This window comes from Aeromonas sp. R10-1, assembly GCF_040908465.1.
Lineage (GTDB): Bacteria > Pseudomonadota > Gammaproteobacteria > Enterobacterales > Aeromonadaceae > Aeromonas > Aeromonas caviae.
Genome location: NZ_JBFODT010000033.1, coordinates 90,248 through 114,269, shown reverse-complemented (window position 1 = coordinate 114,269; position 24,022 = coordinate 90,248). Strand labels below are relative to the sequence as shown.

The 24,022-nt window shown below is 62.0% G+C and carries 26 protein-coding genes; 5 read left to right on the top strand and 21 right to left on the bottom strand.

Annotated elements, in window-relative coordinates; all coding sequences use genetic code 11:
• Nucleotides 1-371: 371 nt before the first annotated feature.
• The 20 genes from AB5Y93_RS16530 to AB5Y93_RS16435 all read right to left on the bottom strand — a co-directional run bounded on the left by AB5Y93_RS16530 (nt 372) and on the right by AB5Y93_RS16435 (nt 16,843).
• On the bottom strand, nt 372-1,988 hold the full coding sequence (locus AB5Y93_RS16530; RefSeq protein WP_368229876.1) for a hypothetical protein: 1,617 nt from the start codon (nt 1,986-1,988) through the stop codon (nt 372-374).
• Nucleotides 1,985-2,533, bottom strand: coding sequence for a hypothetical protein (locus tag AB5Y93_RS16525; protein ID WP_368229875.1), 549 nt, complete (start codon nt 2,531-2,533; stop codon nt 1,985-1,987). The genes AB5Y93_RS16530 and AB5Y93_RS16525 overlap by 4 nt, the downstream gene beginning before the upstream one ends.
• Nucleotides 2,530-3,408, bottom strand: coding sequence for a hypothetical protein (locus AB5Y93_RS16520; protein ID WP_368229874.1), 879 nt, complete (start codon nt 3,406-3,408; stop codon nt 2,530-2,532). Before AB5Y93_RS16520 ends, AB5Y93_RS16525 begins: the two co-directional genes overlap by 4 nt.
• Nucleotides 3,405-3,821 (bottom strand): hypothetical protein, encoded by a 417-nt coding sequence (locus tag AB5Y93_RS16515; RefSeq protein ID WP_368229873.1) that lies wholly within the window; start codon nt 3,819-3,821, stop codon nt 3,405-3,407. The genes AB5Y93_RS16520 and AB5Y93_RS16515 overlap by 4 nt, the downstream gene beginning before the upstream one ends.
• A gap of 9 nt (nt 3,822-3,830) precedes the next feature.
• Complete coding sequence (locus AB5Y93_RS16510; protein ID WP_368229872.1) at nt 3,831-6,002, bottom strand: phage tail protein; 2,172 nt, start codon at nt 6,000-6,002, stop codon at nt 3,831-3,833.
• Complete coding sequence (locus AB5Y93_RS16505; RefSeq protein ID WP_368229871.1) at nt 5,999-6,589, bottom strand: phage tail protein; 591 nt, start codon at nt 6,587-6,589, stop codon at nt 5,999-6,001. The genes AB5Y93_RS16510 and AB5Y93_RS16505 overlap by 4 nt, the downstream gene beginning before the upstream one ends.
• Nucleotides 6,582-7,769, bottom strand: a complete 1,188-nt coding sequence (locus tag AB5Y93_RS16500) for a baseplate J/gp47 family protein (protein ID WP_368229870.1) — start codon at nt 7,767-7,769, stop codon at nt 6,582-6,584. The genes AB5Y93_RS16505 and AB5Y93_RS16500 overlap by 8 nt, the downstream gene beginning before the upstream one ends.
• Nucleotides 7,766-8,101 carry a DUF2590 family protein gene (locus tag AB5Y93_RS16495; protein WP_368229869.1) on the bottom strand — a complete coding sequence of 112 codons (336 nt, stop codon included), beginning with the start codon at nt 8,099-8,101 and terminating at the stop codon, nt 7,766-7,768. The genes AB5Y93_RS16500 and AB5Y93_RS16495 overlap by 4 nt, the downstream gene beginning before the upstream one ends.
• Complete coding sequence (locus AB5Y93_RS16490) at nt 8,098-9,975, bottom strand: phage tail tape measure protein (RefSeq protein WP_368229868.1); 1,878 nt, start codon at nt 9,973-9,975, stop codon at nt 8,098-8,100. Before AB5Y93_RS16490 ends, AB5Y93_RS16495 begins: the two co-directional genes overlap by 4 nt.
• Nucleotides 9,976-9,979: 4 nt before the next feature.
• The gene (locus tag AB5Y93_RS16485; protein ID WP_368229867.1) at nt 9,980-10,123 is read right to left on the bottom strand and encodes a hypothetical protein; all 144 of its coding nucleotides are present in this window, start codon (nt 10,121-10,123) and stop codon (nt 9,980-9,982) included.
• A 41-nt stretch (nt 10,124-10,164) separates the two neighbouring features.
• Nucleotides 10,165-10,425, bottom strand: a complete 261-nt coding sequence (locus tag AB5Y93_RS16480) for a putative phage tail assembly chaperone (RefSeq protein WP_368229866.1) — start codon at nt 10,423-10,425, stop codon at nt 10,165-10,167.
• Between the two features lie 27 nt (nt 10,426-10,452).
• A complete protein-coding gene (locus tag AB5Y93_RS16475) occupies nt 10,453-10,767 on the bottom strand; it encodes a phage holin, lambda family (RefSeq protein ID WP_368229865.1) in 315 nt (104 codons plus the stop codon).
• 16 nt (nt 10,768-10,783) lie between these two features.
• A complete protein-coding gene (locus tag AB5Y93_RS16470; protein ID WP_368229864.1) occupies nt 10,784-11,236 on the bottom strand; it encodes a phage protein in 453 nt (150 codons plus the stop codon).
• Between the two features lie 3 nt (nt 11,237-11,239).
• Nucleotides 11,240-12,349 (bottom strand): DUF2586 domain-containing protein, encoded by a 1,110-nt coding sequence (locus AB5Y93_RS16465; RefSeq protein WP_368229863.1) that lies wholly within the window; start codon nt 12,347-12,349, stop codon nt 11,240-11,242.
• Nucleotide 12,350: 1 nt separating this feature from the next.
• Nucleotides 12,351-13,076, bottom strand: coding sequence for a phage virion morphogenesis protein (locus AB5Y93_RS16460; RefSeq protein WP_368229862.1), 726 nt, complete (start codon nt 13,074-13,076; stop codon nt 12,351-12,353).
• Nucleotides 13,073-13,582 (bottom strand): phage tail protein, encoded by a 510-nt coding sequence (locus AB5Y93_RS16455; protein ID WP_368229861.1) that lies wholly within the window; start codon nt 13,580-13,582, stop codon nt 13,073-13,075. Before AB5Y93_RS16455 ends, AB5Y93_RS16460 begins: the two co-directional genes overlap by 4 nt.
• Entirely contained in the window at nt 13,579-14,040 is a 462-nt protein-coding gene (locus tag AB5Y93_RS16450) for a head completion/stabilization protein (RefSeq protein ID WP_368229860.1), read from the bottom strand. Before AB5Y93_RS16450 ends, AB5Y93_RS16455 begins: the two co-directional genes overlap by 4 nt.
• Before the next feature lie 110 nt (nt 14,041-14,150).
• Nucleotides 14,151-14,867 (bottom strand): terminase endonuclease subunit, encoded by a 717-nt coding sequence (locus tag AB5Y93_RS16445; protein ID WP_368229859.1) that lies wholly within the window; start codon nt 14,865-14,867, stop codon nt 14,151-14,153.
• 3 nt (nt 14,868-14,870) lie between these two features.
• Nucleotides 14,871-15,947, bottom strand: coding sequence for a phage major capsid protein, P2 family (locus tag AB5Y93_RS16440; protein WP_368229858.1), 1,077 nt, complete (start codon nt 15,945-15,947; stop codon nt 14,871-14,873).
• A 14-nt stretch (nt 15,948-15,961) separates the two neighbouring features.
• Entirely contained in the window at nt 15,962-16,843 is an 882-nt protein-coding gene (locus tag AB5Y93_RS16435; protein ID WP_368229857.1) for a GPO family capsid scaffolding protein, read from the bottom strand.
• Nucleotides 16,844-17,034: 191 nt separating this feature from the next.
• On the opposite strand from AB5Y93_RS16435, the gene AB5Y93_RS16430 reads away from it, so the two are divergent.
• The 3 genes from AB5Y93_RS16430 to AB5Y93_RS16420 all read left to right on the top strand — a co-directional run bounded on the left by AB5Y93_RS16430 (nt 17,035) and on the right by AB5Y93_RS16420 (nt 20,188).
• Nucleotides 17,035-18,861: a terminase family protein gene (locus tag AB5Y93_RS16430; protein WP_368229856.1), complete on the top strand. Its 1,827-nt coding sequence runs from the start codon at nt 17,035-17,037 to the stop codon at nt 18,859-18,861.
• A complete protein-coding gene (locus AB5Y93_RS16425) occupies nt 18,858-19,874 on the top strand; it encodes a phage portal protein (protein WP_368229855.1) in 1,017 nt (338 codons plus the stop codon). The genes AB5Y93_RS16430 and AB5Y93_RS16425 overlap by 4 nt, the downstream gene beginning before the upstream one ends.
• 62 nt (nt 19,875-19,936) lie before the next feature.
• Nucleotides 19,937-20,188, top strand: a complete 252-nt coding sequence (locus tag AB5Y93_RS16420; RefSeq protein WP_368229854.1) for an ogr/Delta-like zinc finger family protein — start codon at nt 19,937-19,939, stop codon at nt 20,186-20,188.
• A 110-nt stretch (nt 20,189-20,298) separates the two neighbouring features.
• On the opposite strand, the gene AB5Y93_RS16415 is transcribed toward AB5Y93_RS16420, so the two are convergent.
• Nucleotides 20,299-22,200, bottom strand: coding sequence for a P-loop NTPase fold protein (locus tag AB5Y93_RS16415; RefSeq protein ID WP_368229853.1), 1,902 nt, complete (start codon nt 22,198-22,200; stop codon nt 20,299-20,301).
• 104 nt (nt 22,201-22,304) lie between these two features.
• Between AB5Y93_RS16415 and umuD the strand changes: the two genes are divergently transcribed.
• A complete protein-coding gene (gene umuD, locus AB5Y93_RS16410; RefSeq protein WP_368229852.1) occupies nt 22,305-22,727 on the top strand; it encodes a translesion error-prone DNA polymerase V autoproteolytic subunit in 423 nt (140 codons plus the stop codon).
• On the top strand, nt 22,724-24,004 hold the full coding sequence (gene umuC / locus AB5Y93_RS16405; RefSeq protein WP_368229851.1) for a translesion error-prone DNA polymerase V subunit UmuC: 1,281 nt from the start codon (nt 22,724-22,726) through the stop codon (nt 24,002-24,004). The genes umuD and umuC overlap by 4 nt, the downstream gene beginning before the upstream one ends.
• Nucleotides 24,005-24,022 lie beyond the last annotated feature (18 nt).

The window sequence follows — 24,022 nt, the reverse complement described above, 5'->3', positions numbered from 1 at the left end:
GGCCCCTGGGAACTGTAAAAACTTGCAATTTCTTTCAACGATTTCAGATCCGGATCCTCCCGCAAGATCCTAGAATTGGCGCGGTCTGGCGGACTGGTCTTGCGGGGCCCAGCTTTTGCAAAATTTTTTCTCACAGAGCCCGCAGGCGGGAGCGGAAGAGCGCGGTTTCCGTGGCGCGGGGCAGTCCGTGGGGATTACCGCCATGCGCTAGGAGGGGCTGTGAGCACATCCAGGCTTCACGTATGATGCGGGCCTGTCTGGTGGTGCCTCTTCATGCGGCACCTTTCCCTGGCCATGCTCAGGCGCTGTCAGGCAGATAGAAGAAGGCCCCACAGTGTGGGGCCTTCTTCGCTTGGGGTTTGGTTTGGGGGTCACTCGATGATGGGAGTGAGCTGCTGAGCCAGTGCTCCGGCCTGCTCGGCCTGCTGGCTGAAGGTATCCCCCTGGCTTGGGGGCTGGTTCTTATCCGGGTGGGTGTGGCTGGCGGTGGTGCTGGCCAACTGCGCTACCAGGTCCATCAACTGCAGCAGCAGCTGGAAGATGTTCAGGCTGTCTGTCCCCATCCACGAACGCGGTGCCTCCAGGTGCTGCAGCTCGCCGGCGATGGCCCGGCGCAACTGCCCCACCACCTCGACCAGATCCCCCGCCGCGGTCTGGCTCATGTTGCCAAGGCTCCCCAGCATCACATCATCACCGGCCAGCAGCTCAATGGCCCCCAGCGCCTCGATGCGCTTGATCCCGCCCACCTCCTCAATGCTGTGCTGTCCTACCCGTAGTCGACGTTGGCCAAACTCCCCCAGGTAGTCGTCGGCCTGGTGGTGCATGCGCAGGGCGCCGTCGAACTGATCGCGATCGGTGGTGCGGGTCTGGTTGCCCACCGCATCGGTGCGCGCGAGTACCTCGGCCCGCTGCTGCTGGAGCTGCTCGCCCGGGGCGATGCCTGGTAGCGGCCAGCCGGTACCGAGCACGGTACGGATAAAGGGCCGATCGGCGCGGCCAAAGGCAAACCCCAGCTCGACCAGGGTGCCCGGCAGCGGGTACTGCAGCAGTCCCTGCTCCGGGCCCCCCATCATCACCGGCAGCGGCACCGCCCGATAGAGTGGGGTGGCCTCATCAGGCTGGCCATCTTCACCGAGCAGTTGCACGTCCACCGCATAGCGGGGGCGGAAGGGGTCGTTGAGCTGGCCGGCGTGCGCCTGATCGCTGATGGCCTCGACCCGCCCGAACTTGGGCAGATGCAGCTGGTCGGCCAGCTCCGGAAACTCGTGCTCCATGGCGTGACGTTGTGGGGATTTTACCGCCTTGCCCGGGGTGGCCAGAGTCAGACTCATTTCATCGCCGGTGAGGCGCACCCGGGTCACGCGCTGGCCGTTGAGGGTGGCCCCCGGGCGCAGGGGTGGTACCGGGGCCATGGTCAGGGTGTCGCCCGACTGCTTGGCCGACCAGGCGGGGGAGATGGGCATATCCTTGCCATGCCAGCGGCTATGGGCGTAGCTGCCCACAAAGACGGCGCCGTCGGGCTGCTGATACCAGCAAAAGTCGGGGACGGTAAAGGCGCGTCCCGCGTGGGCAAGCAGCTGATAGCCGGTGCCTGAGCTGGCGAAGTTGGGGATGGGGCGGTCGGTGTAGTCGGCCCCATCGGGCAGCAAGAAGGTCAGCCCGCTCTGTTCGCTGAGCCAAGTCAGCAGGCCGCGCAGGGTGGCGTGTTGCTGGCTGACCGGGAAGCGGCTGCCGAGCACGCCGGCCAGCTCCCGGCACAGCACCCGGTGGCTGCCGTTCTCGGCCGGGGTCACGTTGTAGGCGTAGCCGGTGAAGTAGCGGCGCAGATCGCCGTTGTAACCGAGATCGACGGTGATGACCTGTTTCTTGCTGACCTCTCCCTTGATGGTGAGGGCGGCACGCCCACCGGCAGAGAGATCCAGCACGATGTCGTGGTCGACCAGGTGAACAGGTTGGCCGCTGGCGGCGGCCCGGGTACTCAGTTTCATGCGAAGAAGTCATCCATCGGTTTGAGCACGAATTTCTCAAAGGTGGTCAGATCCGGGGCGCCGCTCTCGGTGGTGGTTCCCGCAGCACCGGTCGAGCTGGTGTTGTCGGTGCCCTGACCCACGGTGGGCGGGGGCAAAGCCTTTCGCTGTTCCCGTTGCTCCGGTACCGAGTTGTGCTCGCGCAGGGTGAACTGGATGTGCCAGGCCAGCAGCCCCTCCTGCTCGGTGGCACTGATGCGGCCGGCAAATTTGGCCTGGCGCACCTTGATGCTCTTGGCCAAGAGGCTGCCGACCCGGTAGAGGTGGCGTTGGCCGCCGTCCCCCTTGGCATCGGCCAGCTCGAACAGGCGTGCCAGATGCGCCTCGTCCTTGAAGGCGATAAGGCCGGTGACGTCCAGCTCTTTGGCCTTGGCGCCCTGCTCCGAGGTGCTGGTCGCGCTGGTCTGGCCCGACTGGTCGGCGTCCATGAACTGCATGCCGGCGGTGATGCGCATCGACTGCAGGGCAATGGGTTCGCCGTCCAGGGTGAGCATGGTGGTGCTCATAGAGTCAGTTCCTGCCAGAAGGTGAGCGGGGTGGGGGAGAGCAGCAGGGCGCCGACGCTCTGGCTCTGTGCCCCCGGCGGGCCGGATTGCTCCAGCTGGGCGGCCAGGCTCTCCACGCTGCCCTGGCCGTGCCAGCACCAGAGCTGGCCCTGCAGTGCCGCCAGGTCGTCCAGGCGCTGTGCCAGCTCATCCAGCCGGGCCTGCCGACGGGCTGCCAGCTGGCTCAAACGCTCGATGGGCGTGGCTTGGTCGGCGGCCAGGCTCTCCAACTGGGCGAGCTCGGCGCCGACCAGGCGGCGTCCCGCGCGCAGCGGATCCCAGCAAAGTGGTTCATCCGGTGTCCAATGGGGAGTCTTGGGCGTGCTCGGCAGGGTCATGGTGTCCTGACTTGCGTGCAAACGGCGCAAGGTGGCGCACCAGGCGGGCAGCGGCAGCCAGGGACAGAGCGCGGCCAGGGCATTGGCCAGCTCGGTGGGGTGGTTGCCGGTGACCAGCCAGCCGACCGCGTGGAGCTCACCGGCCGGTTGCTGCGGGTCGGCTCCGTCGCGCAGCTTGGTGGCCAGCACCTTGACCGCAGTGTCGGCGGAGAGCGTCCATTGTCCATCCAACTGCTGCCCGATCCCGTGCATAAAGGGGGTGACCGTCAGCTGACGGCCGGTGGCAAGCAGGGCATCCAGCTCGGCGCGTAGCCCCAGCAGGGCGGCAGCCTCGTCGCTCAGAGGGTGGCGGCGGTACTGGGCCTGCTCGGCAAGGGCCGCCAGCCGGCCTGTCGCTTCGGCCATGACGCCCGGGAGCTGACCGGTGATGGTCTCGGCCTGCTGGCGGATGACGGTGAGCGAGGAGGGCAGCACCAGGGCTGCATTGCGCCAGCTCATGCCGCCAACTCTGGTGCGGTGGGCCACTGTTCAACCAGAGGCCACTCGGAGGCCGAGGCCAGGGCATAGATCTCCTGGTAGTAGGTTCGCCAGGTGGCGGCCTGCTCTGCGTTGCCCATCATCTCGAAGTGCTGAACGTTGGTGATGGCCAACGCCATGGCGTTGCGACGCATGGGCGGATTATCCCGGGCTGCCACTTCCAAGGGGGTGGGCGGTACGTACTCGGCCACTTCTCCATATTCCCCGGCGGCGGCACGGTCAAAAATAAGGCGGCCATGGGGTTCGATATCGTTCGGTGATGCGGTGAACGCCACCATTTCGGGGAGATGCTCAAATTGCACCTGCAGGTTGATACGGGTGTGTTCGGCATCCATCCATCTGGGCTGTGCTGCGCTGGTGAGGGTGATTTGCATTGCTTGCTCCTAGGCGATGCGGATGAACAAGGTGGTCTCAGAGCCGGTGTTATCTGACGCTTTCACACTACGATAACCAAGCTGTTTCCAGGTGCCGGACATGGCTCCCGAGGAGTAGCCTTCCGCGTCCGCGGGGTGCAGTGAGGAGCCGCTTTGGGTAGCGCCGATACTGGTCGCACCGGCATCACAGTGGAGCAGTGCGTATGTCCCCACCTGCCCGTAACTTCCGGCCACAATGTCCTGGTTACCCTGGGCTGCGGTATGGGTATGGGACAGCGGGGCAGCTCCCACGTCGGCAGTAGTGGGCTTGTTCTGGGTGTTGTACTGCTTTGCCCAGGCGGTCCAGGCACCTGAGCTGTATTGTGCCCGGATCCAGACTCGAGAAGAGTTGTAAACACGGTACTCCTGCACGATGCCTGCAGCAGCATAGATAACCAGTGAGCCCGCGGAAGCCTCGGGGTAATGCAGATCTGTTGATGCCTCAGCGTTAGCACTCTGATGCCATACACCTGGAGTCATCATGGTGTCCAAGTCAACATTGGCTCCCATCTCAGTGGAAGAGCCTATCGTGCCAGGCTGTTTGAATCCTTGATGGTAGAGCTTGTTGGCATTGATATACACCACCCCGTCGATGACCCGAAAACTGTCATAGTCAGCAAGATCGGGGTCAGTGCCGGTGATGCCCGTTTTGGGCCACAAAATGCCCTCACTGGCGTCACCTGACGAGTCGGAGAAGGTGAGGCCATGTACTCCGCCGATGGACTGGTTGCCCATGTCCAGTGCGACGTCGTCCGGGCCATTGAAACTTCCGGAAAAGACAACCTTTGCTCCTGCGTCGAACGCACCGCCTGACTTGGGCATGGCGCCTACATCGGCAGCGGTAGGTTTATGCACCGTGTCGTATATCTTGACCCACGGCAACCAGCTGTCGGTATTGGTGGAGTAGTTCCGAAACCACACTGCGCTGTCCGCCTCGTAGGGCCATGCAACCTGTAGCAGCGCATCTGCGCTGTAGATGCTCCGGGTCTCCACATACATATATCCGGCAGTCACGTCGGGGTAGTTGGTCGAGCCAGCCCCCTTGGCAAGGACGTAAGTGCCCATCGTCAGAGTGTTCAGGTCACCGATGAATTGGCCAATGGTCCCTCCTTCATTGTTCATTGCGTCTGCCCGGGGGTTGTAAGACCCAGTAGGAAGCACCCCATCCAGCGCCTCTTGTAATCCCTCCACGTTCTCGATGGTATGATCGTGGCTGTTGTCCTCGATGGTCACCTCAAGCTCGATGCTGTCGGGGCCGTTGAAGGACGCCTGACCGGTGACGTCACCGGTGAGGGTCAGGGTGCGCCTGGCCCGGGTGTCGGTAACGCTGTCGTCCGCGTTGATGGTGGCCAGCCGGGTGACAAAGTGCGGATAGCCGTTGGCATCCACGTAATCGACCAGATCCGCAGTACTGAGCGTCAGGGTCACCTGGTTGACCCAGGGGCTGAGCAGGGAACCGGCGCGGTAGACGTCGAGCCAGAGGCCCACCGGTTTGGCGCTGGGAGCAACCTCCTGCTCGCTGGCGAGTTCAACCAGCAGCCCGCCCACATAGCCCTGACCGGGCTGCACCTTATAGAGCCCTGCATCGTTCACCAGCTTGAAGCCGTCGCCGTAGAACGCGGCGTGGCCGAAGGTGCCCATGGCCTGGCGACGCAGATCCTCGTCCATGCCGCGCAGGCGGGCGGCGTAGTCGATCTGCCAGGTGCTGGCGTCGATCACCGTCTGGCTCGCCTCGGCGGCGCGGTCGTACTCCATCAGCATGGATTTCACCAGGGAGTTGCCGGTCTGGCCGCTGCCCGGGTCGGTGGCGAGTTTGGTCTCCTCGCCTTTGTGCACGATCATCCCCACCAGGTTCAGCTCGGTGTTGATGAGGTACATGGCGTTGAAGGTGAAATCCCCGACCGTGGTGTCCATCACGATGGAGTAGGCCACGGCGTCGTTGTTGATGCGCCCACGCTGATCGACCGCGTGGCGGTGCACGATCTGGTCGACCGGCGGCAGGCCACTGGCGGGGTCAATGGGGGCGTCGGGGTCGAGCCCCGGGATATGGGCCAGCACGAATTCATCGAGCACGACCGGGGTCTGCTCGACGAGGCATTGCTGCCAGTAGCTGGAGAAAGCGTCGGTGATGATTTGGCTCATGAGGTTCCCTTGAGTGAGGCGGCAAACACCTCTTGGTTCATGTCGATACGGGCGTGGTGCAACACGGCCTTGACCGGGTAGACCACCTGGAAGCGGTAGCGGCGGCAGGTGCGGCCGTAGTGCTGGATCAGGGTCTGCATCAGCGCCTGGTTGCTCGAGAGCGCGCTGTCAGTCACCTCGATGATGATGACGTCCCAATCTGCCCCCTCGACCCGCTCGTGGATCTCGCACCAGCCGATGCCGAGGCGCTCAAAGATGCGCTTGAAGCCGGCCACCTCGCCGGCGTCCTGGGCGTTGACGAAGGCGTACTTGACCCGCTTGCGGTAGAGCTCGAGCGGCTCGCCATTGAATCGCTTGATATCCCGCTCCCAGGCGATGAGATCCAGCAGCTCTTTGCTGCAGGTGAGCGGGTCGACGGCCCCCAGGGAGATCAGCAGCCAGCCCCGGACCTTCTGCCAGAAGGCCATGATGCCGCGCGACAAAAAGGCGGGCTCCTTGAGGGTGGCGGTCAGGGTCTGCCCATCCTCCCACCAGGGCGGGGCGCAGGGGGGCAGGGGCGGCGCCTGCTCGTCGTGGGGGTTACTCATGGATCGTCACCTCCACGGATTGCAGGCGCGGGATGGCGAGGGCGCTGACGATGTCGGTCTCGGTAAATTGCAAGCTGAGCAGTTGAGCCCCCAGGGCGGCGTGGATCTCGTGGCCAAGCTGGGAGAACGAGAAGCGGGCGCTGGGCCAGGTGCGGGTCACCTCGGGATAATCGGCCGATTCTCGAAAGGCGGCGCGGATCATCTGCTCGGTGGTGGTGACCAGGGCCGCCTGCTCCTCGTCGGTGAGGTTGGCCACCGGCCAGAGCGCGAGGTGGATGGCGTGCTGGGTCTCCGGCAGTGCCATCACGAACAGGTCGTCGCCGTGGCCATGGTAACCCTGGCGGCCCACGTAGTCGTTGAGCTGATCGAGCAGGGTGGTCGGGGTCTGGCCCACCTCCATCAGCACGTAGGCATTCGCAGTACCGGGACCACGGGGGCCGTCGTGCTCGAAGAAGATGTGATCGGCACGCACCCCGGCGGCGCTCGCCAGCATGCCGCGATAGACGGCGTCGATGTGGTAGTGGCCAGTGGTGGAGAACTGGTTTTGGATGCGCAGGCCAAGGGCGTCGTCCTCTTCCTGGTCGGCGCCCGGGGCGGTGATCCAGTCGACCGGGTTGCTGGCCGACAGCACGCCGTCGATGGGCTCGGAGAGCAGGCAGTAGTAACCGGGGGCCAGGTTCCAGGCCGTGCCGGGGAGCTCGGCGGCGCAGATCACCCGCGCCACCGCCTCGCCGGCCGGGCTCAGTACATCCTGGGTGGGCCTGACCCGGTAGAGGGTGCCGTTGATGGCTTCGGTACTGACCCAGACCCGGGCCGGGATCAGCACCTCGGCGGTGGGGTCGGCCTTCACATACTCGATCACCCCCTGGGTGGCGGTGGCCGGCTTGCGGCTGAGGTTCACGTCCCAGGCCTTGAGATCGAGATAGGTGGCGGTGGCCGTGGCGGCGAAGGTGGCCGGCAGCACATGGGTGGCCAGCAGGGTTTCGATGAGCCACATGGCCGGGGTGATGACGACGCTGCGCACCAGGCGCCAGAACGGGGAGACGTCGGCGTTGTTGGAGATCAGCGACCCGGCGGCCTCGGTCTGGGCTTTCAGCTCGGCTTCCATGGCCTCGGCGGTGGTGGGCACGCCGGCCGAGGCCAGCAGGGGCAGAAAATCGACGTGGGGGCGTTGGCTCATAAGGGGGTCTCCACAAGGCCGTATTCGTAGGTCATGGCGCTCACCAGGATGCGGTCCGGCGCCTCCTCAATGACGTTGATGGTGCCGGGGACCAGGCGCACATCGCTTTCCACCTGTAGCTCAATTTCGGTCATCACGTCGGCGCGCAAGGTGGCGCTGCGCTCGCCGATAAGCTTGCTGGCGAGCCCCGACTCCATCAGCCGGTGCTGGATGTCCTGACCGATGCTGTGGCGATCACTGGTCATGCGGGGCTGGCTGCCGGCATCCAGCACCCAGGCGCCGTTCTCGACCAGGAGGTCGACGTAGTTCTGCGATGCGTTCTGTTCACTCATCCGGGGGTCTCCAGCCAGAGGTTTTCAGCCAGCATTTGCGGGGTCATGGGGTTCTGGAAGTGGTTGTGCACTTCGCCTATCTGCATGCGCTTGCCCGGGGGCTGGGCGGCGGCCGTGGCGCGGGCGTTGGCCTGCACCAGCTGCTGGCCGAGCCCGCCGGCGGGGATGGCGGCGGGTTCGCCCTGGCGGTAGCGGGCGAGGGGAGCGGTGATCTGCTCGTTGCTGACTTGCGTGCTGATCGTGGGCGCCGTGGGCAAGTCGGTGAAACCGTCCCACTCGATGCTGACCCCCGGGATCTTGTTGAGCTGCTCGATAAGCCAGCCCACCGCATCGCCCAGCAGTTCGAACGGCGAGAGATCGCTCAAGAAGGCGGTAAAGGCCTGCCAGCCGGCGCTGAGGCTGGCGATCACCTTCTCCAGCCCCTCGAATACGCCCCAGTCGGCCAGGAGCTGCATCAAGTCGTCCCAGTAGTAGATGGCGGCGGCGATGGCGCCGACCAGCACCACGCCGATGGTGATGGCGATCAGCATGGCCGGGTTGGCATACATGGCGAGGTTGACCGCCAGCATGATGGCACGGAAGGTCTTGAGCAGGCTGCTGACCACGGTAATGGGCATTTTGAGCAACATCAGCGCGGTGGCCCACCCCTTGGCCACCAGGGTGCCCAGGGCGGTGAGCAACACCCAGGCACCGGTGACGATGGCCAGTCCCGCGATGGCCAGCACCGCATAGCTGACCGCCTTGGTGAGGTGGGGGAAGAGCTGGGTCCAGCGCACCACCACGGCGGCGCCGTCGGCAAACATCCCGACCACCGCCTCGATGGCGGGCAGCACCGAGGAGAAGGCAGCGGCGCGGATGGCGTACCAGGCGTTGGTCAATCGCTCCCACTGGGAGACGGTGCCCTTGAGCTTGTCGCTGAGCGCATCGATGCCGTTCACCCCTTTGAGGCTGGACAGCGTCTTGTCCAGAGTCTCGGCGTCGCCGATGAGCTGTTGCAGCAGCAGGGCGCCATCGCCCAGCCCCGCCTCATCGAGCAGGGCCCAGGCCTCGGCGCCGCCCATCTGGTCGATCAGCGGTTGGATGTTCTGCAGGATCTGCTGGATGGGCAGCAGGTTGCCCTGGCTGTCCACCATGGCGACCCCGAGTTTCTCCTGGGCGGTGGTGGCACCTTCCAGCAGGGCGGTGAACTGGGTGACCGCATCCCCGTCGCCCATGCGGGTCTGCAGCATGGCGAGGATGGCCAGCTGCTCCTCCATGGCGACCCCCATGGTCGAGGGCAGGGAGTGCATCCCCTCCACGGCGCCCATCATCTTGTCCATGGAGACGCCGAACTGCTGGGTCAGCAGGTGGGTTTGGCCGGCGACCCGCTCGGCCCACTCGCTCTGGCCCATGGCGTCGGCCGACTGCTGGTAGTTGCCGTAGAGCATCCGAAAATACTGGCTCACAGTGTCGGCGTCTGACTTTGTGGCGGCGCCCAGGATGGCCGAGGTCTGGGTGACGCTCTCCAGCATGGCCGCCGGCAGCCCCGGCATGGCCTTCTTCATGGCGGCGGTGTACTCGAGTACCCCGACCGCCGATTGGCCGTAGTCCACCGAGAACTGCAGGGCGGCGCTGCTCAGGCTGCCGAGCATCTCCTGGGTCATGTCGGGGCTGGCCACTTCGGCCAGCGCCTGCTTCATCTCGATAGCCGGGGTCAGCACGGCCTGCACCGCCAGGCCGCCCGCCACCACGGCTGCGGCGCCCAGGGCCATCTGCTCATACCCTTGGCCGACGGTGTCGCCGAGTGCGGTGACCTGCCGCTGGATCCCCAGCAGCGGCTTGGTGACGCCGTCAACCAGCGCCACTTGCATCATCAGTTGTTCCATCCAGGCCATGTGTTTACCCGTTGAAGGCTTTCGTTATGCCCTCGGCCACCGCGTGGCTGAGGCGTTCCCGCTCGTGTTTGTCGAGCCAGATGGCGCGGGCGAGGCTGTCGATGTCGTCATCCGCTCCCGGCAAGTAGTGCCGGCGCAGCGTCAGCACCTGTTCGAGCTGGTTGCGCTCGATGGCCTCGGCGCGCGCGGTCAGTTTTTTACGCTGATCTCCAGGCTCGGGGCGAACTGCTCGTTGATGGCGGCCGCCAGCTGCAGGGCGGCGCCGGGGCGGGCCAGCAGCGCATCCAGGGCTGCCTTGCTGTCGGTGGCCACGATGCGCTTGAGGTAGTTGTGGGAGGGCGCCACCTTGTCGCCCGGCAGCAGATCGTTGATGTAGCCGTTATAGGCAGTCAGGGTCGGCTCGAAGCTTAAGTCTTGGCCGGCGACGGTCAGGGTGAGGGTCTTGCTCATGGTGTGTATTCCTTAACGGTGAGTGAGTTAATCGTTGAGTCGGGCATCGATGCGGCGCTCGGCGAGGCTTCGCAGGGTATCGACCCCGAGCAGGCCGACCACGCCGCCGATAAAGGGGGTGGCATCGTCCGGGATCCCGAGCAGGCGCACCCCGGTGGCTACCGCCAGGGTGATAAGCCCGCACAAGAGCGCCTCGATGAGCCGCCGCTGCCCCCGGCCGCCGTGGTAGGTGATGCGCAGAAAGGCGATGGCGAGCGCCAGCAAGGCGCCATAGATGGCCGAGCCGTTCTCGATCAGCCAGGCGATGACGATGGCCCAGAGGGTGGGATCCTTGTTCGGCATGGGGAATCCTTGCGGGTTAGAACAGGTGCCGGGTGTCGTCAGACGACAGGTAGGGCACCCCGTTGATGCGCACGAAGTCGGGGCTGGTGACCAGCCCCTTGACCTTGTGGGTGCTTTTCTTGCCGCCGGCGGGGTCGACGTCGAGCAGATCGGAGATCTGCAGCTTCACGCCGAACGCCTCGACCTTGAAGCTGTCGTTGCCCGAATCGGCGTAGAACAGCACGTCGTCGGTGTCCATCCCGCGCCAGCTGCCTGCCCGGCGGGCAGCCTCCCCCAGCAGGTTGAAGTTCTTGGTGTCGAGCTCGAACTCAAGCTCGGCAGAGACGTCCCCATCGACGAAGCCGTCGGGGATGCCGCGACTGGTGGCGATGGCCGAGTTGTCGGTGATGGAGAGGCTGGCTTTGTCGACGTGCACCATGACGCCCGCGAGCTCGGTGTCGAAGTTGATGCCAGAGATACGACGGGTCATGGGTTAGCCCTCTTGCTTGCTGAGATCGAGCACGATGCTGACGGTGATGCCCTTGGGGCAGTCCACGGTGCGCACCACGATGTAGATGTTGACCAGGTTCTTCGAGATCCACTCGATGGTGATGTCGCCCTCCTGGGGCGGCATCACTTCCCCCGGGAACGGTTGGCCGTTGATGACGGTGGCGCGGCTCATCTCGCGCAAGTCCTTGCCAAAATAGGTGACGGCGGCGGCCGTGCTGCCGGGGGTGGAGTTGAACGCGCGATCGCCGAGCCGGGCGATGGCCCGCACCCGGGTCTTGCGGGCCACCTTGTAGGCGATGCGCAGGTTCTCGATCACCTGGTAGTCGCCACCCTCCACGTCGAGCTGGCGGCCATCGGCCCAGTAGATCCCGTCATAGTCCGGGTACCACATCGGCACCGCGTAGCGGTTCTGCTCGAGCAGTTGCAGGGTATCGAGGGCGAGCGGTGCGCCGTCCATGTCCACCGGCTTGTCGCCAAGGCTCAGGACCGGGCCGGTTTTGACCCGGCAGGGGCTGTCGGCCACGCTCACCGCCCGGTTGCACAACCGCCCGGCATAGGCGCCGATGAGGTTTGGCCAAAGCTGCGGGATGAGGCCCACCGAGTCGGCGGCGATCCCCGTCTGCAGGGCAATCAGGCGCGCGCTGTAATCGCTCCAGGCCTCGGTCAGGGGGTCGATGGGCTGCACCGCCAGCAGCATGAATTGCCAGCGCCCCCAGGTGGCGATGAGCTCCTGATTGAGCGCATGGGCCGCCTCGATGCTGCTCTTGGTCCAGGTTTGGCCCAGTACCACCACCCCTTCAACGCTCGTGCTTTCCTGGGCGGTGCGCACCGCGTCCATCCAGTCGCCATTGGTGGGCAGGACAAAGCCCGCAGCTGTCCAGTTCTGGCCGGCGTTGGCCATGGCGGCCTGCAGGTTGGTCTTGAGCTCGCTGTCGGCCGCGCCGAGCAGCAGGTCGAAGTCGGACTGGGTATTGAAGGCGAGCAGCTTGCCGGTGTTCTCTGGGGCGCTGCCCACGAACAACAGGTGGCGCTCAATCTCAGTGAGCGGCCCCTGCTGCTGGTTGTCGTTGTTGATCTGGACGTATGGCCACATCTCACTTGCTCCTTAGGTCTTGTTTGTTGAGGTCCCAGCCGTAGTGGATGCCCTGCAGTGCGCGGGCAAAGGCCTGCTCACGCTGGGCCTTGGTCGCCCCGAGGAAGGCCCGGGCCGGCAACGTTATCTGCCAGCTGGTCTTGGTGGGCTCGTCTTTGAGCTTCTTGATAAGCAGCCCTGCCTGGGCGTAGCCGAGGTGCTCGGTGATCCATCCGAGCGAGGCCGAGCGGTAATGGCCCTTGCGCTTGCCTGGTCGCTTGAAGCCGAGGGCGCGCAGCTTCCTGGCCTGAGCCCGGGTCGCTATCTTGTCGGGGGAGGCGGGGGCATCACCGGATGCGGTGCCCGCGCCTTGCTCCGGTTTGGCCAGCTTGCGGGCCTGCTGGGCGGCGTTGACCTGGTAGGTGTGGCCACGCTGATGGGTACCGGCGATGACGCCGGGATGGGCGCCATAGTTGCCACCCTGAAAGCGCAGCTGTGCCTGGTCCTGACCTGGCTTCTCGGCGATGACGATGAGCTTGCGCAGCCCCAGCAGCATTTTGCGCTTGCCGTGTTTGCGGCCGGGCCAGGCTTTTCCATCTGGGGTCTGCTGGCGGGTGAGGTTGCGCACGCTCAGCTTTCTGATCTCGCTTGCGGCGCGCCGGATCAAGCGCTGGCGTTGCTTGGGGGGCATGGCCAGCAGCTTGAGCTGCTCCTGGGTGCGGCGGGTATCGAGGGTCAGGGTGATCATGGTGTCCCCTCGATGGGCGCCGGCGGGCGAAGGGTGCCGACGTGCAGCAGGGCCGCCTCGGCCACCCAGAGCGCATAGGGCATCACCGCCCAGCGCCGGCCGGCCCAGCGCACCGGCCCCTGTTCATCCGGGGTCAGACGCAGCGGCTCGATAAAGTCGATCTGCACCTCCAGATCGGCGCTGTGCTCGTCATTGGGCTCGATACGAAACTCAGGATCAGCCAACTCGAAGCGCTCGCGCTCGGGGTCGTGGTCCTGCAACCAGGCCATCACGGTGGCGAGCAGCACCGCCGGATCGCATTCGCGAAACGGCAGCGCCTCCAGGGTGTAGACCGCCTGATAACTCAGATAGCCGAGAATGGCACCGGTCGGCCCCATGTCCTTGGGGTCCAGGCGCAGGGTGCCGTTCTCCATCCAGCTGTCGAGCAGACCCTGGCATTTGCCGGGCAGCGCCTCGGTCAGCGCCTGGTGCAGGGCGTGCAGCAGATATCCCTGGTGCAGGCTCATATCAGGGCCACTCCCGCGCGGCGCTTGCCCTTGATGACCCGCACCAGTTGCTGACTGATGGCGAGCAGTTGCTCGCGGGTCTGGGGCTCGCGCTCGCTGGTCTTGTTGGCTACGGGGCGCTCGGTGACGCTGGCGGCGGCCGGCAGCAGCTCGGCCTGGGCGCGGGCGAACGCGGCGCCGAGGTACTGCTCGGTCAGGGCGTTGTGGCCGCCCTCGATGGCGACGCCCGGCACGGCGGCGGCGTTCAGGTAACCCTGTTCGCGCTGGCTGTCCTGGTAGGCCTGCAGCTGCAGGTTGATTTGGCCAATGGCCGAGAGCAGGGCCGAGGCGATGGTCTGGCTGTCCAGATCGGCCGGCTGGGCGGTGCGCCGCTCGAACTCGGCGACGGCCACGTCGGGCCACCATCCGTCGTTGCGGATGGTCTGCTCGCTGTAATCGATCTGTTTACCGGTGAACATATCTCGCCCTCGCTGTCATGGGTGCCCCCCTGAGGCCACGGGACCGGAGACGGGGTGAGCCTGGTGGCGTCCCACTCCTTCCCGCCGGGGGGCGGCGGCACGGAGAGCCGTTATTGCTCTGGGTTAAGCGCCCGCAGGCGCATGGCAATCTTGTGGCGCAAGGTGGCGACGCCGACCTTGCCGTGGTACTGCTCGGCCTGGGCCAGCCAGTGGTCGGCCTGCTCCAGCACGTTGCAATCGTTGACGGCGCTCGGGCGGGGCTGCCCCTCGCTGTCGCGCAGCAGGAGCAAGCCCGCAGCCCGAAACCACTTGGCGGTGATGCGCTCGTTGAGGCGCCACTGGGTGCGCACCAGGTCGAACACCCGGGAAAACCAGGGCTCGACCGCGTGGCCGTTGGTGGCCTGGGTCTCTGCCCACTCGAGCACGGTGTCGGCCACGAAGGTGGCCCAGTCGCGCTTGATGTTGCCCGGGGTGGGCTGGTGCTGCGCGATGGCGAGCAGCGCCCAGGCGATCCCGGTATCAAAATCCCCCACGTCAAACGCCCAGATAATGAGCTGGGCGAACAGCTCGTTACGGTGCACCACCCCCTGTTCCAGGTAACGCTCCACATAGGGGCGGTACTTGGGGAGCAGCTCGCCGCGCTTCATGGTCACCCGGTCCGCGATGCGGGTGCACTGGCGCAGGCGGTGGATGTCCTGCTCCAGGGCAATCAACTGCAGATGCAGGCTGTTCGCCATGGCGCCGGTGGCCTGACCGGTGACGGCGGCCTTGCTGGCCGCCTGGTTGGCCTCGTGGCGCAACTTGTGGCGCAGCGCAGGGGAGAGCATGGCTTAGGCGTCCTCACCATCCGGGGCACTAGCTGCCAGAGGGGTGACAGGGCGGGGCCCGATCACTACATCGGCTTCTTCATAACCGGCATAGGCCTTGTACTCGGGCAGGGCGTAACCCTCCATGCGCCAGTACTTGTTCTCGAACGCCTTGGCGTCTTGGTTGTCCTTGGCCTCGCGCTTGCGGGTGCCGCGCTGGGTGTAGATGTGCAGGTTGTCCAGGGTGGTGACCACCATGCGGTTACCCGGGAAGTAAGGCGGGATATAGGCCCGGCGCCCGGCGATGGACTTGGCGAGCTGCTGGGCGGCCACCTGCTCGGTGGGGGTCTTGGCCTCGCTGTAAATCTTGGCCTGGGCGGCGGCGATAAGGTCAGTACCGACCAGTACCACCAGACGCGGGTCGTTCTGGAACACCGGATCGATAGTGGCATTGATGAGGTCGCTGGCCATCTGGTCCAGGGTGACGTAATCCCCCGCGCCGGCTGGGTCGAAATAGATCTTGTCGCCGGCGGGAGCCTTGACGATCTGGCTGCCTTCGTTCCACTCGCGGGCGCGCTGGTGCCAGCCCTTGTTGACGTCCTCGCCAAGCGGGTTGGCGTCCGGATCGGTGGTGGTGGCGATGGAGACGCCGTTCCAGCCGATGCGCAGCATGTCGAGGGCGAAGGAGCGGTTGGTGAAGTCGTTCACCAAGCGAATGAACTCGCCGTCACTGCCGGCGTTGGCCCAGGAACACAGGGTTGCCCAGTCCAGCGCCGCGCACGAATCGGTCTCGACCAGATCGAAGGTGTTGCCATCGACCCCGATCGACTTCTTGAAGCGCCCGCCAGCCACGCGGCCGGTGTAGAGGCCGCCGACACCGACCTGCACCACCTGGCCCTTGATCTGGTCGACGTCCAGGCAGGTGATGAGTTTGAGGAACTCGACGGAGTCGAGCAGTGCCTGGCGCAGCCTGGTCTCCACCGGGCCGGTGACAGAGAACTGCTTGCTGAGGTTGGTCTCGGGGATGTTGTAGGCCTTGGCCAGTTGCGAGCAGTATTTTTGCAATACCTGCTCGGCTTGCGGGGTCAGGGTTTGACTCATGATCGTGGGGTTCCTTAAACGGGGCTGGGCAGATCGTCACCACCGAGCAGACCCGGGCGCTGGCCCGGCTTCTCGGCGGAGAACTGCTCGATGGTCTGGGTCAGGGAGTCCAGCTTGCCGGCCATGCCGGTCAGGGCCTGCTCCAGCTTGCCAAACTGCTCGGCGCTGATAACGGGCTGCTCGGTGGCCTCCGGTTGCTCGGCTGGCTTCTTGTCGTCCGGTTTGGCGGAGAAGGTCTCGACCTTGCTGGCGAGGGTGTCGAGCTTGCCGCCAAGGCCGGTCAGCGCCCCCAGCATCTGGTTGAATTGTTCAGGGTTCATTGCCTCGTCCTCTTGGGTGGGCGGTGGAGTGATGTCGAGCTCCTCGCCATGGTTGGCCAGGAAGCTGAAAAATTTCTTGAGCAGGCCGTCGGCCTTCTCGTGTTTGGGGAGCTTGAACGCGGAGAGATCCAGCGGTTCGCTGCGCCCGATGAGGCGCGACTCGCTGCGGCCATCCTTGAACTTGAGGTGGGTGGTGCCGGTGCTGGCGGGTTCATCGGTGACGCCAAGGCCACGCAGGTAAGTGCGGCCCAGATCGGCAAACTGCTCCTGGGGCTCGATGGAGCAGAACTGGTATTGGCCAGTCTGGTTGTAATAGATGAGATCCCGGGTCGGGCTCAGGATGGCGAACAGCTTGAGTTTGCCATCCACGCTCTCGGTCTTGAGCTCCTGCACATAGCCGAAGTTGAACCAGCGATCGTGATCGGGCCAGATCAGGGCGGTGTAATAGCTGGGGTCGTAGGTCTCGGCCATGTCGGTCAGCCAGGCCGCCGTGATCTCCCGATCGTCGACGGTGGTGCCTTCGGTGGCGATACAGACCCAGCCAGTGCGCAGTGTGGGATCGGTGGGGGTGCTCATGCCGTGCTCGCGGTGCCTTTTCGGATTGTCTATGCGGGCTCAGGCTATCGGGTCGGCAAGGGTGATTCACCCGATGGTGTTCGGGACGATTCGGATTTCGGCGCATATCCGAATTCGTCCGAACATTGGGGGCCGAAGTCGGGGGGAAGGGGTCGCTAAGATGGCGCCATCATTCACCGGATGGAGGCGCTGTGGCGTATCCCGAAGAGCTCCGCGCGGCCGCGCGGGGGCTGTATCTTAAGCGCTGGACACCCCAGGAGATCAAGGACGAACTGGGGCTCAACTCCTGTCGCATTGTCTACTACTGGGCCGAGAAGTTCGGCTGGCGCGACCTCCTGACCGAGGAGTCGGTCGAGGATGCCATCGCCCGCCGGGTGCAGACCCTGCTGAACCGCGAGAAGAAGAGCCAGGGCGAGCAGGAGGAACTCGACCGTCTCATCGAGCACCACGTCAAACTCAAGGAGAAGGCGGTGCGCCTGGCCGAGCGTCAGGCGGCGGCCAGCGAACGGCTGCGCAGCGAGGGAGAGGCGAGCCCGTCATCAGGGAGCCGGAGCGAGGGACGTGGCGAAGGAAGGGGGGAGGGCAAGAAGAAGCCCCGCAAGGGCGGCAAGAACGACGTCAGCCAGCTGACCCCCGAGGACTTCGCCCCCTGGCTCGAGACCCTGTTCGGCTACCAGCTATACGTGCGGGCGGCCAAGGACGATCCGGCCGTGCCGCGTACCCGCAATATCCTCAAATCCCGCCAGATCGGCATGACCTACTATTTCGCCGGCGAAGCGTTCGAGGATGCGGTCCTCACTGGCCACAACCAGATCTTCCTGTCGGCCACCAAGGTGCAGGCCGAGGTGTTTCGCTCCTACATCCGCAAGATCGCCAGCACCTTCCTCGGGGTCACTCTCTCGAACGGCAACCCCATCGTCTTGTCGAACGGGGCCGAGCTGCATTTTTGCTCCACCAACTCCGACAGCGCCCAGTCGCGCAGCGGCAACGTCTACATCGACGAATATTTCTGGATCGGTGGCTTCGAGAAGCTGGCCGACGTGGCCTCGGCCATGGCGACCCAGAGTCACTACCGCAAGACCTTCTTCTCCACCCCCTCGAGCAAGGCGCATCAGGCCTATCGGTTCTGGACCGGCGAGCGCTGGAAGGGGGACGTGCCCAAGCGTCAAGCGGTGGATTTTCCCAAGCCCGAGGAGCTGCAGGACGGTGGCCGGGTCTGCCCCGATGGTCAGTGGCGCTACATCATCACGGTGGAAGATGCGGTGCGCCTGGGTTGTCACCTCATCGACATCGAGCAGCTGCGCGACGAATACCCGGGGGAAGCGTTCGATCGGCTGTTCATGTGCAAGTTCATCGACGATGCCCTGTCGGTGTTCAAGTTCCAGCACATGGAGCGGGCCGGGGTCGATCCCAGTCGCTGGGGAGACTACCAGGGCGGCACGGCGCGTCCGTTCGGGTTGCGAGAGGTGTGGCTCGGCTATGACCCAAGCCGTACCCGCGACAACGCCACCCTGGTGGTGGTCGCCCCGCCCATGGCCGCCGGCGAGCGGTTCCGCATTCTGGAGCGCCACTACTGGCGCGGCCTCAACTTCCAGTACCAGGCGCAGGAGATAGAGCGCATCGCCAAGAAATTCAACGTGACCTACCTCGGGGTGGATGTCTCCGGCATCGGCGCCGGGGTGGTCGACTTGCTGCAACCGGTGTTCAAGGGCGTACTGCGGCCCATTCACTACAGCGTCGAGACCAAGGGGGCCATGGTGCTCAAGATGATCGACGTGGTGGAGGCCGACCGCATCGAGTGGGCCGCAGACGACAGGGACATCCCGGCGGCGTTCCTGGCTATCAAGCGCGCCACCACCGGCGGCGGGCAGATGACCTTCAAGGCCGGGCGCGACAGCGTGACCGGTCACGCCGACGTGTTTTGGGCCGTGGCCCACGCCGTGGCGAACGAGCCGCTCAACACCACCCGTAAACGCAAATCCACCTGGGCGGTGAGCCCAGAGAAGAGAGCCACATGACCAAATCACAACGCACCAAGGCGGCCCAGGCGGCCGTCAACGACAAGCCGAGCATTATGTTCGAGCTGCCCGAGCCGGTGGATCCCACCTCCTGGATGACCCATTACACCGAGGTGTTTTACGACCCCTGGGGGGAGTATTACCAACCGCCCATCGACCGCAAGGGGTTGGCCAGACTGACCCGCGCCAATGCCCACCACGGCGCCATCCTGATGGCCAGGCGCAATATGGTGGCGGGGCGTTTCACCAGCGAGGGCGTACCGCGCACCACTATCACGGCGTTCGTGCACAACTACCTGCAGAGCGGGGACGCGGCCCTGCTCAAGCTGCGCAACTACTGGGGCCAGGTGGTGGGGCTGGTGCCGCTCTCCAGCGTCTATCTGCGCCGGGGCCGTGGCCGGTTCGTGCTGCTACAGCCCAACGGCTTCCAGCGGGTGATCCCGGAGGATGACGTGATCTGGCTGGCCCAGTACGACCCGGAGCAGCAGGTTTATGGCCTGCCGGATTACCTGGGGGGCATGCAGTCGGCGCTGCTCAACCGGGACGCCACCCTGTTTCGGCGCAAGTATTTCCTGAACGGCGCGCACATGGGATTCATCTTCTACGCCACCGACCCGAACATGGACGACGAGCAGGAGGAGGCGATGAAGGAGATGATCGCCAGCGCCAAGGGGGTGGGGAACTTCCGTTCCATGTTCGTCAACATCCCGAACGGCAAGCCGGACGGCATCAAGCTGATCCCGGTAGGGGACATCGCCACCAAGGACGAGTTTGCGGCCATCAAGGCGATCACCAGCCAGGACGTACTGACTAGCCACCGCTTCCCGGCGGCGCTGGCTGGCATTATTCCGGTCAACGGCAGTGCCCTCGGTGACCCTGAGAAGTACAGCGCGACCTATGCCAGGAACGAAGTGCTGCCACTGTGTGAGCTTATCAAGGACACCATCAACAGCAGCGGGATCCCGCGCTCGCTCTGGGTCGATTTTCGGGAAACCATCGGAGAGACTGTATAAAAAAACAGGGCTGATTGGCGTATAATCGACCCTTTGGATAATGGCGTGGCAGTGGAGGAAACATGCGGATTTATTGCAAAGAGTGTGGTGTGCGGGGTCGTATCACCAAGACCAACCACCTGAGCGATACGGTGGCCGACCTGTACTGCCAGTGCACCGATGCCGAGTGTGGCCATACCTGGGTGGCGATGCTGTCATTTGCCCACACTCTGAGTCCTTCAGCCAGAACGACTAACCAGATGGCGCTGGCTCTAATACGGGGCTTAAGCCCCGAAGGACAACAGATGGTGTTGCAAGGACTGGGAGGATGCTAGCCGAATGGATTATGAAAAAGCCCCCTCTTCCGAGTGGGCTTTTTTTGCTCTTGACCTTTACAGGTTAGGTTTTTGGTAATAGATGGTTAAATAGTTTATCGTGGTGAATTTTAACTTTCATATTCTGTTAGTTTATTGATAATCCTTATCAAATTAAATTCCATCAACTCATTGAGTATGAGTTGTTTTAATGGATTTACTTTTGATATGTGTGTTTGCAGTTCACTTTGAACTGTCTTCCAAAACTCGAGTTCACTCTTAAAATAAAAATAGACACTTTGGCTATTGAAATTAACATTATCAGTGTATCTGACAAATAGTTCTTGATTGAATTGTGATATGTTTTTATTTTCCGCAGCCAATAGTTTTCTTGAGAATTCATATGGGTCAAAGTTATTAAATAGTGGATCGTATCTGTATTTTCTATATGTGTCGATGTTTTCTTTAGTATCGTCACCATCGAATAATAAAGCCAGGATTTTATCCATGTCTATCTGGTGAAGTTCTTTCAACCCTTGTTGGTATGATTTTTCGTTTTCAATGTGAATTAAATTTCTTAACTCATCGAAATCTTTGTCACCCTCACTCAGATAATTAAATCCAGTTCCATTCATTCCTCGTTTTGAAATATACCCTTCTTTCCATTTTTTACTATCTTTATATTTGTCTATATACATGAAAACTGACTCCTTGATATCTTCCATCTTGAAGTCAATCAACTCTGATTTAATGAATTTAATCATGTGTGACACTATGTGTAAATATATATTTGGTGCCGGCTCATTCAGTGATTTAAATTCATCGACTAGCTTGCCACTTAACTCTAAGAAATCTGAGTACTCTAATTTTTGATAATTCCAAAGCTGCAGCCAAACGGGGGGAGTCTGAGATTCGCTCTTTTTGAAATAAACTAATTCATTAGTGTCTGACTTTATTTTTCCATAGTCACCACCGTATATAAAATCGCACCAGGAATCTCCCGAGTAAAGTTGAGGGTATCCTTTGAAATATAACTCATATATATTTGTTAGCTCATTTTGGCTGGAGTTTTTTTGGTCGTTGAATGGGTAATTTTTTCTTATGCTTTCTTCATTCAACTTTCCCGTTGAAATCTGCATGTTCAATGTAAAGAAGCACCTAACCAAGTTGGTGTAGAACTCTACATGCTTTATCTGCTCTTTATCAATTTTACTCGTTAAGTACTCAAAGTCTTCAATGCATCGTTTTATCTTTCTAATATTTTTGAGTTGTGATTTTTCATATATGTCTTTTATTGTTGTTATGTGCTCATTTAGTTTTGATTCTTTGTGTTCGTTTAATATCTTGACGATTACATTGTCGAAGTCATGTTTAATTTCGAAAGTTTTACCAATGACCTTCTCTTTGAATAAATCATATTTTATTTTATCTTCGCTTGATATTTGTGATTCATTAGAGATCAGAACAACTTTTAATTTTGATATTTCAACCAAAAAATTTATATAACCAAGGATTTCTTTGATTGATATTTCAGTTCTTTCCAAGTCATCAAGTATCAATATAAAATTCTTCTTGCTCATTGGCTCTACAAAAAACTGAGTTAAATCTGTGCTCTTCAAAGAGGCATTGATATTACCATCTTTTGTTCCATTACCATCTATATCTACTTTAAGGCCAAAATTTATGGCACTTTTAATCATGTTGCCGGCCATTCTAACCCCCTTGGAGCCAAGGAGTGGGTGAAGCGCCTGAAAAATAAGATCATTAATATCTGAAGATTTTTTTAATCCAAAAAGGCTTATTTTTATTATTTTTACATCTTTTTTCTCTATCTTATATTGCTCTATAAGCGAGTCAACAAAGTACGTTTTCCCGACCCCCCATTCGCCAGAAATTAGGAATGCATACTCGGGGTTATTCAATTCAAAATAATTATCCAAATTTTCTATCACGTGGCTGTTTATATTCATAGTTCTTTTCCAGTTATAATTTATTGAATCGCCGGCTAATTTTAGGCCTTTCAATATTGCCATATTTTCCAGCCAAGTTGTAACGAGTGGAGCCAAACGTCGAACGGTGATCCTCTCTGGGTTGATTGCTATACTGTGTTTTTGTACAGCTAATCGAGATGGCCCGCATGTTTGCTCAACCCACCCCTGATGCTCCCTTGCTGGAGCTACCCCTGTTCCTCTCCCCGGTGGCCTGCGGCTTCCCGTCTCCAGCGCAGGACTACACCGAGCAGACCATCGACCTCAATCTGCTGTGTGTTGCCCACCCGGCTGCCACCTACTTCGTGCGTGCAGCCGGTGACAGCATGGTTGACCACGGGATCCGCGATGGCGACCTGCTGGTCGTCGACCGTAGCCGCAAGGCCAAGCATGGCAGTGTGGTGGTCGCCGCGGTCGATGGCGAGTTCACGGTGAAGGAGCTGCAGCTTGATCCCACTGTGGCCTTGCTCCCTGGCAACCCAGCATATCGGCCCATCCATTTCAGTGAGGGGCAGGAGCTGGAAATCTTCGGGGTGGTGTCCTTTATCGTGCATCAGGTGGATACCCCATGAACAAGCGCTGCGCCGTCGCCCTGGTTGATGTGAATAACTTCTACGCGAGTTGCGAGCGGCTTTTTCGCCCTGATTTGAAGGGGCGGCCCATCGTGGTGCTCTCCAACAACGATGGCTGCGTGGTGGCCCGTTCGGCGGAGGCCAAGGCGCTCGGCATCAAGATGGGGGTTCCCTACTTCCAGATCCGCCAGTGCTTCGAGGCCATGGGTGGGGTATGGTTTTCCAGCAACTACGCCCTCTATGGCGACATGTCGAACCGGGTGATGACCATTCTGGAGGGGATGGCCCCGACGGTGGAGGTCTACAGCATCGACGAGGCCTTCATTGAGCTAAGCGAGTCCTGGGCAGGCGACCTGGTGGCTTATGGTCGCCAAGTTCGCGAGCGGGTGCAGCAATGGACCGGGTTGATCGTGGGGGTCGGCATCGGCCCCACCAAGACACTCGCCAAGCTTGCCAACTACGCCGCCAAGAAGTGGCCAGCCACCGGAGGGGTGGTGGATCTGGGGGATGAAGCGCGGCGCGCTCGGCTCATGGCGATCACCCCGGTTGACGAGATATGGGGTATTGGCCGGCGGCTGTCGGCCAAGCTGGAGGCCCAGGGCATCAAGACCGTGGCCGACCTGGTCGCTGCCGACCCCAAGGCGCTGCGGCGCCGCTATGGCGTGGTGGTTGAGCGCACCGTGCAGGAGCTGCGGGGGATCCCCTGCGCCGAGCTGGAGCAGGAGGCCCAGGCCAAGCAGCAGATCATCTGCTCGCGCTCGTTTGGGGAGCGCATCACCCAGATAGGCCCCATGCACCAGGCGTTGGCCGGCTACATGGAGCGGGCCGCCGAGAAGCTGCGGGGGGAGGGGATGTGCTGCCGGCACGTGACCCTGTTCATTCGCACCAGCCCGTTCAGCGACCGGGAGCCCTATTACGGCAACCAGGTGAGCACCAAGCTGGCGATGTCCACCCATGACACCCGGGCCCTGCTGGCCCTGATCCCGGTGCTCTTGCCCCGCATCTGGCGCGATGAGCAACGATACCAGAAAGGCGGCGTCATGCTGGCCGACTTCACCCCCGCCAGCATGCAGCAAGGGGACCTGTTCGCCCCACAGCAGCAATCCCCACGCAGCGATGCGCTGATGCAGGTCATCGACAAGATCAACCAGGGGCGGCTGGGAAAGGTCTACTTCGCGGCCCGTGGCCGTGACACCCGAGAGTGGATGATGAAGCGGGAGCAGCTAAGCCCCCGCTATACCACGGCGATTGGCGAATTGCTGGTAGTGAAAACATAGCCTCTCTCAAGATCACCT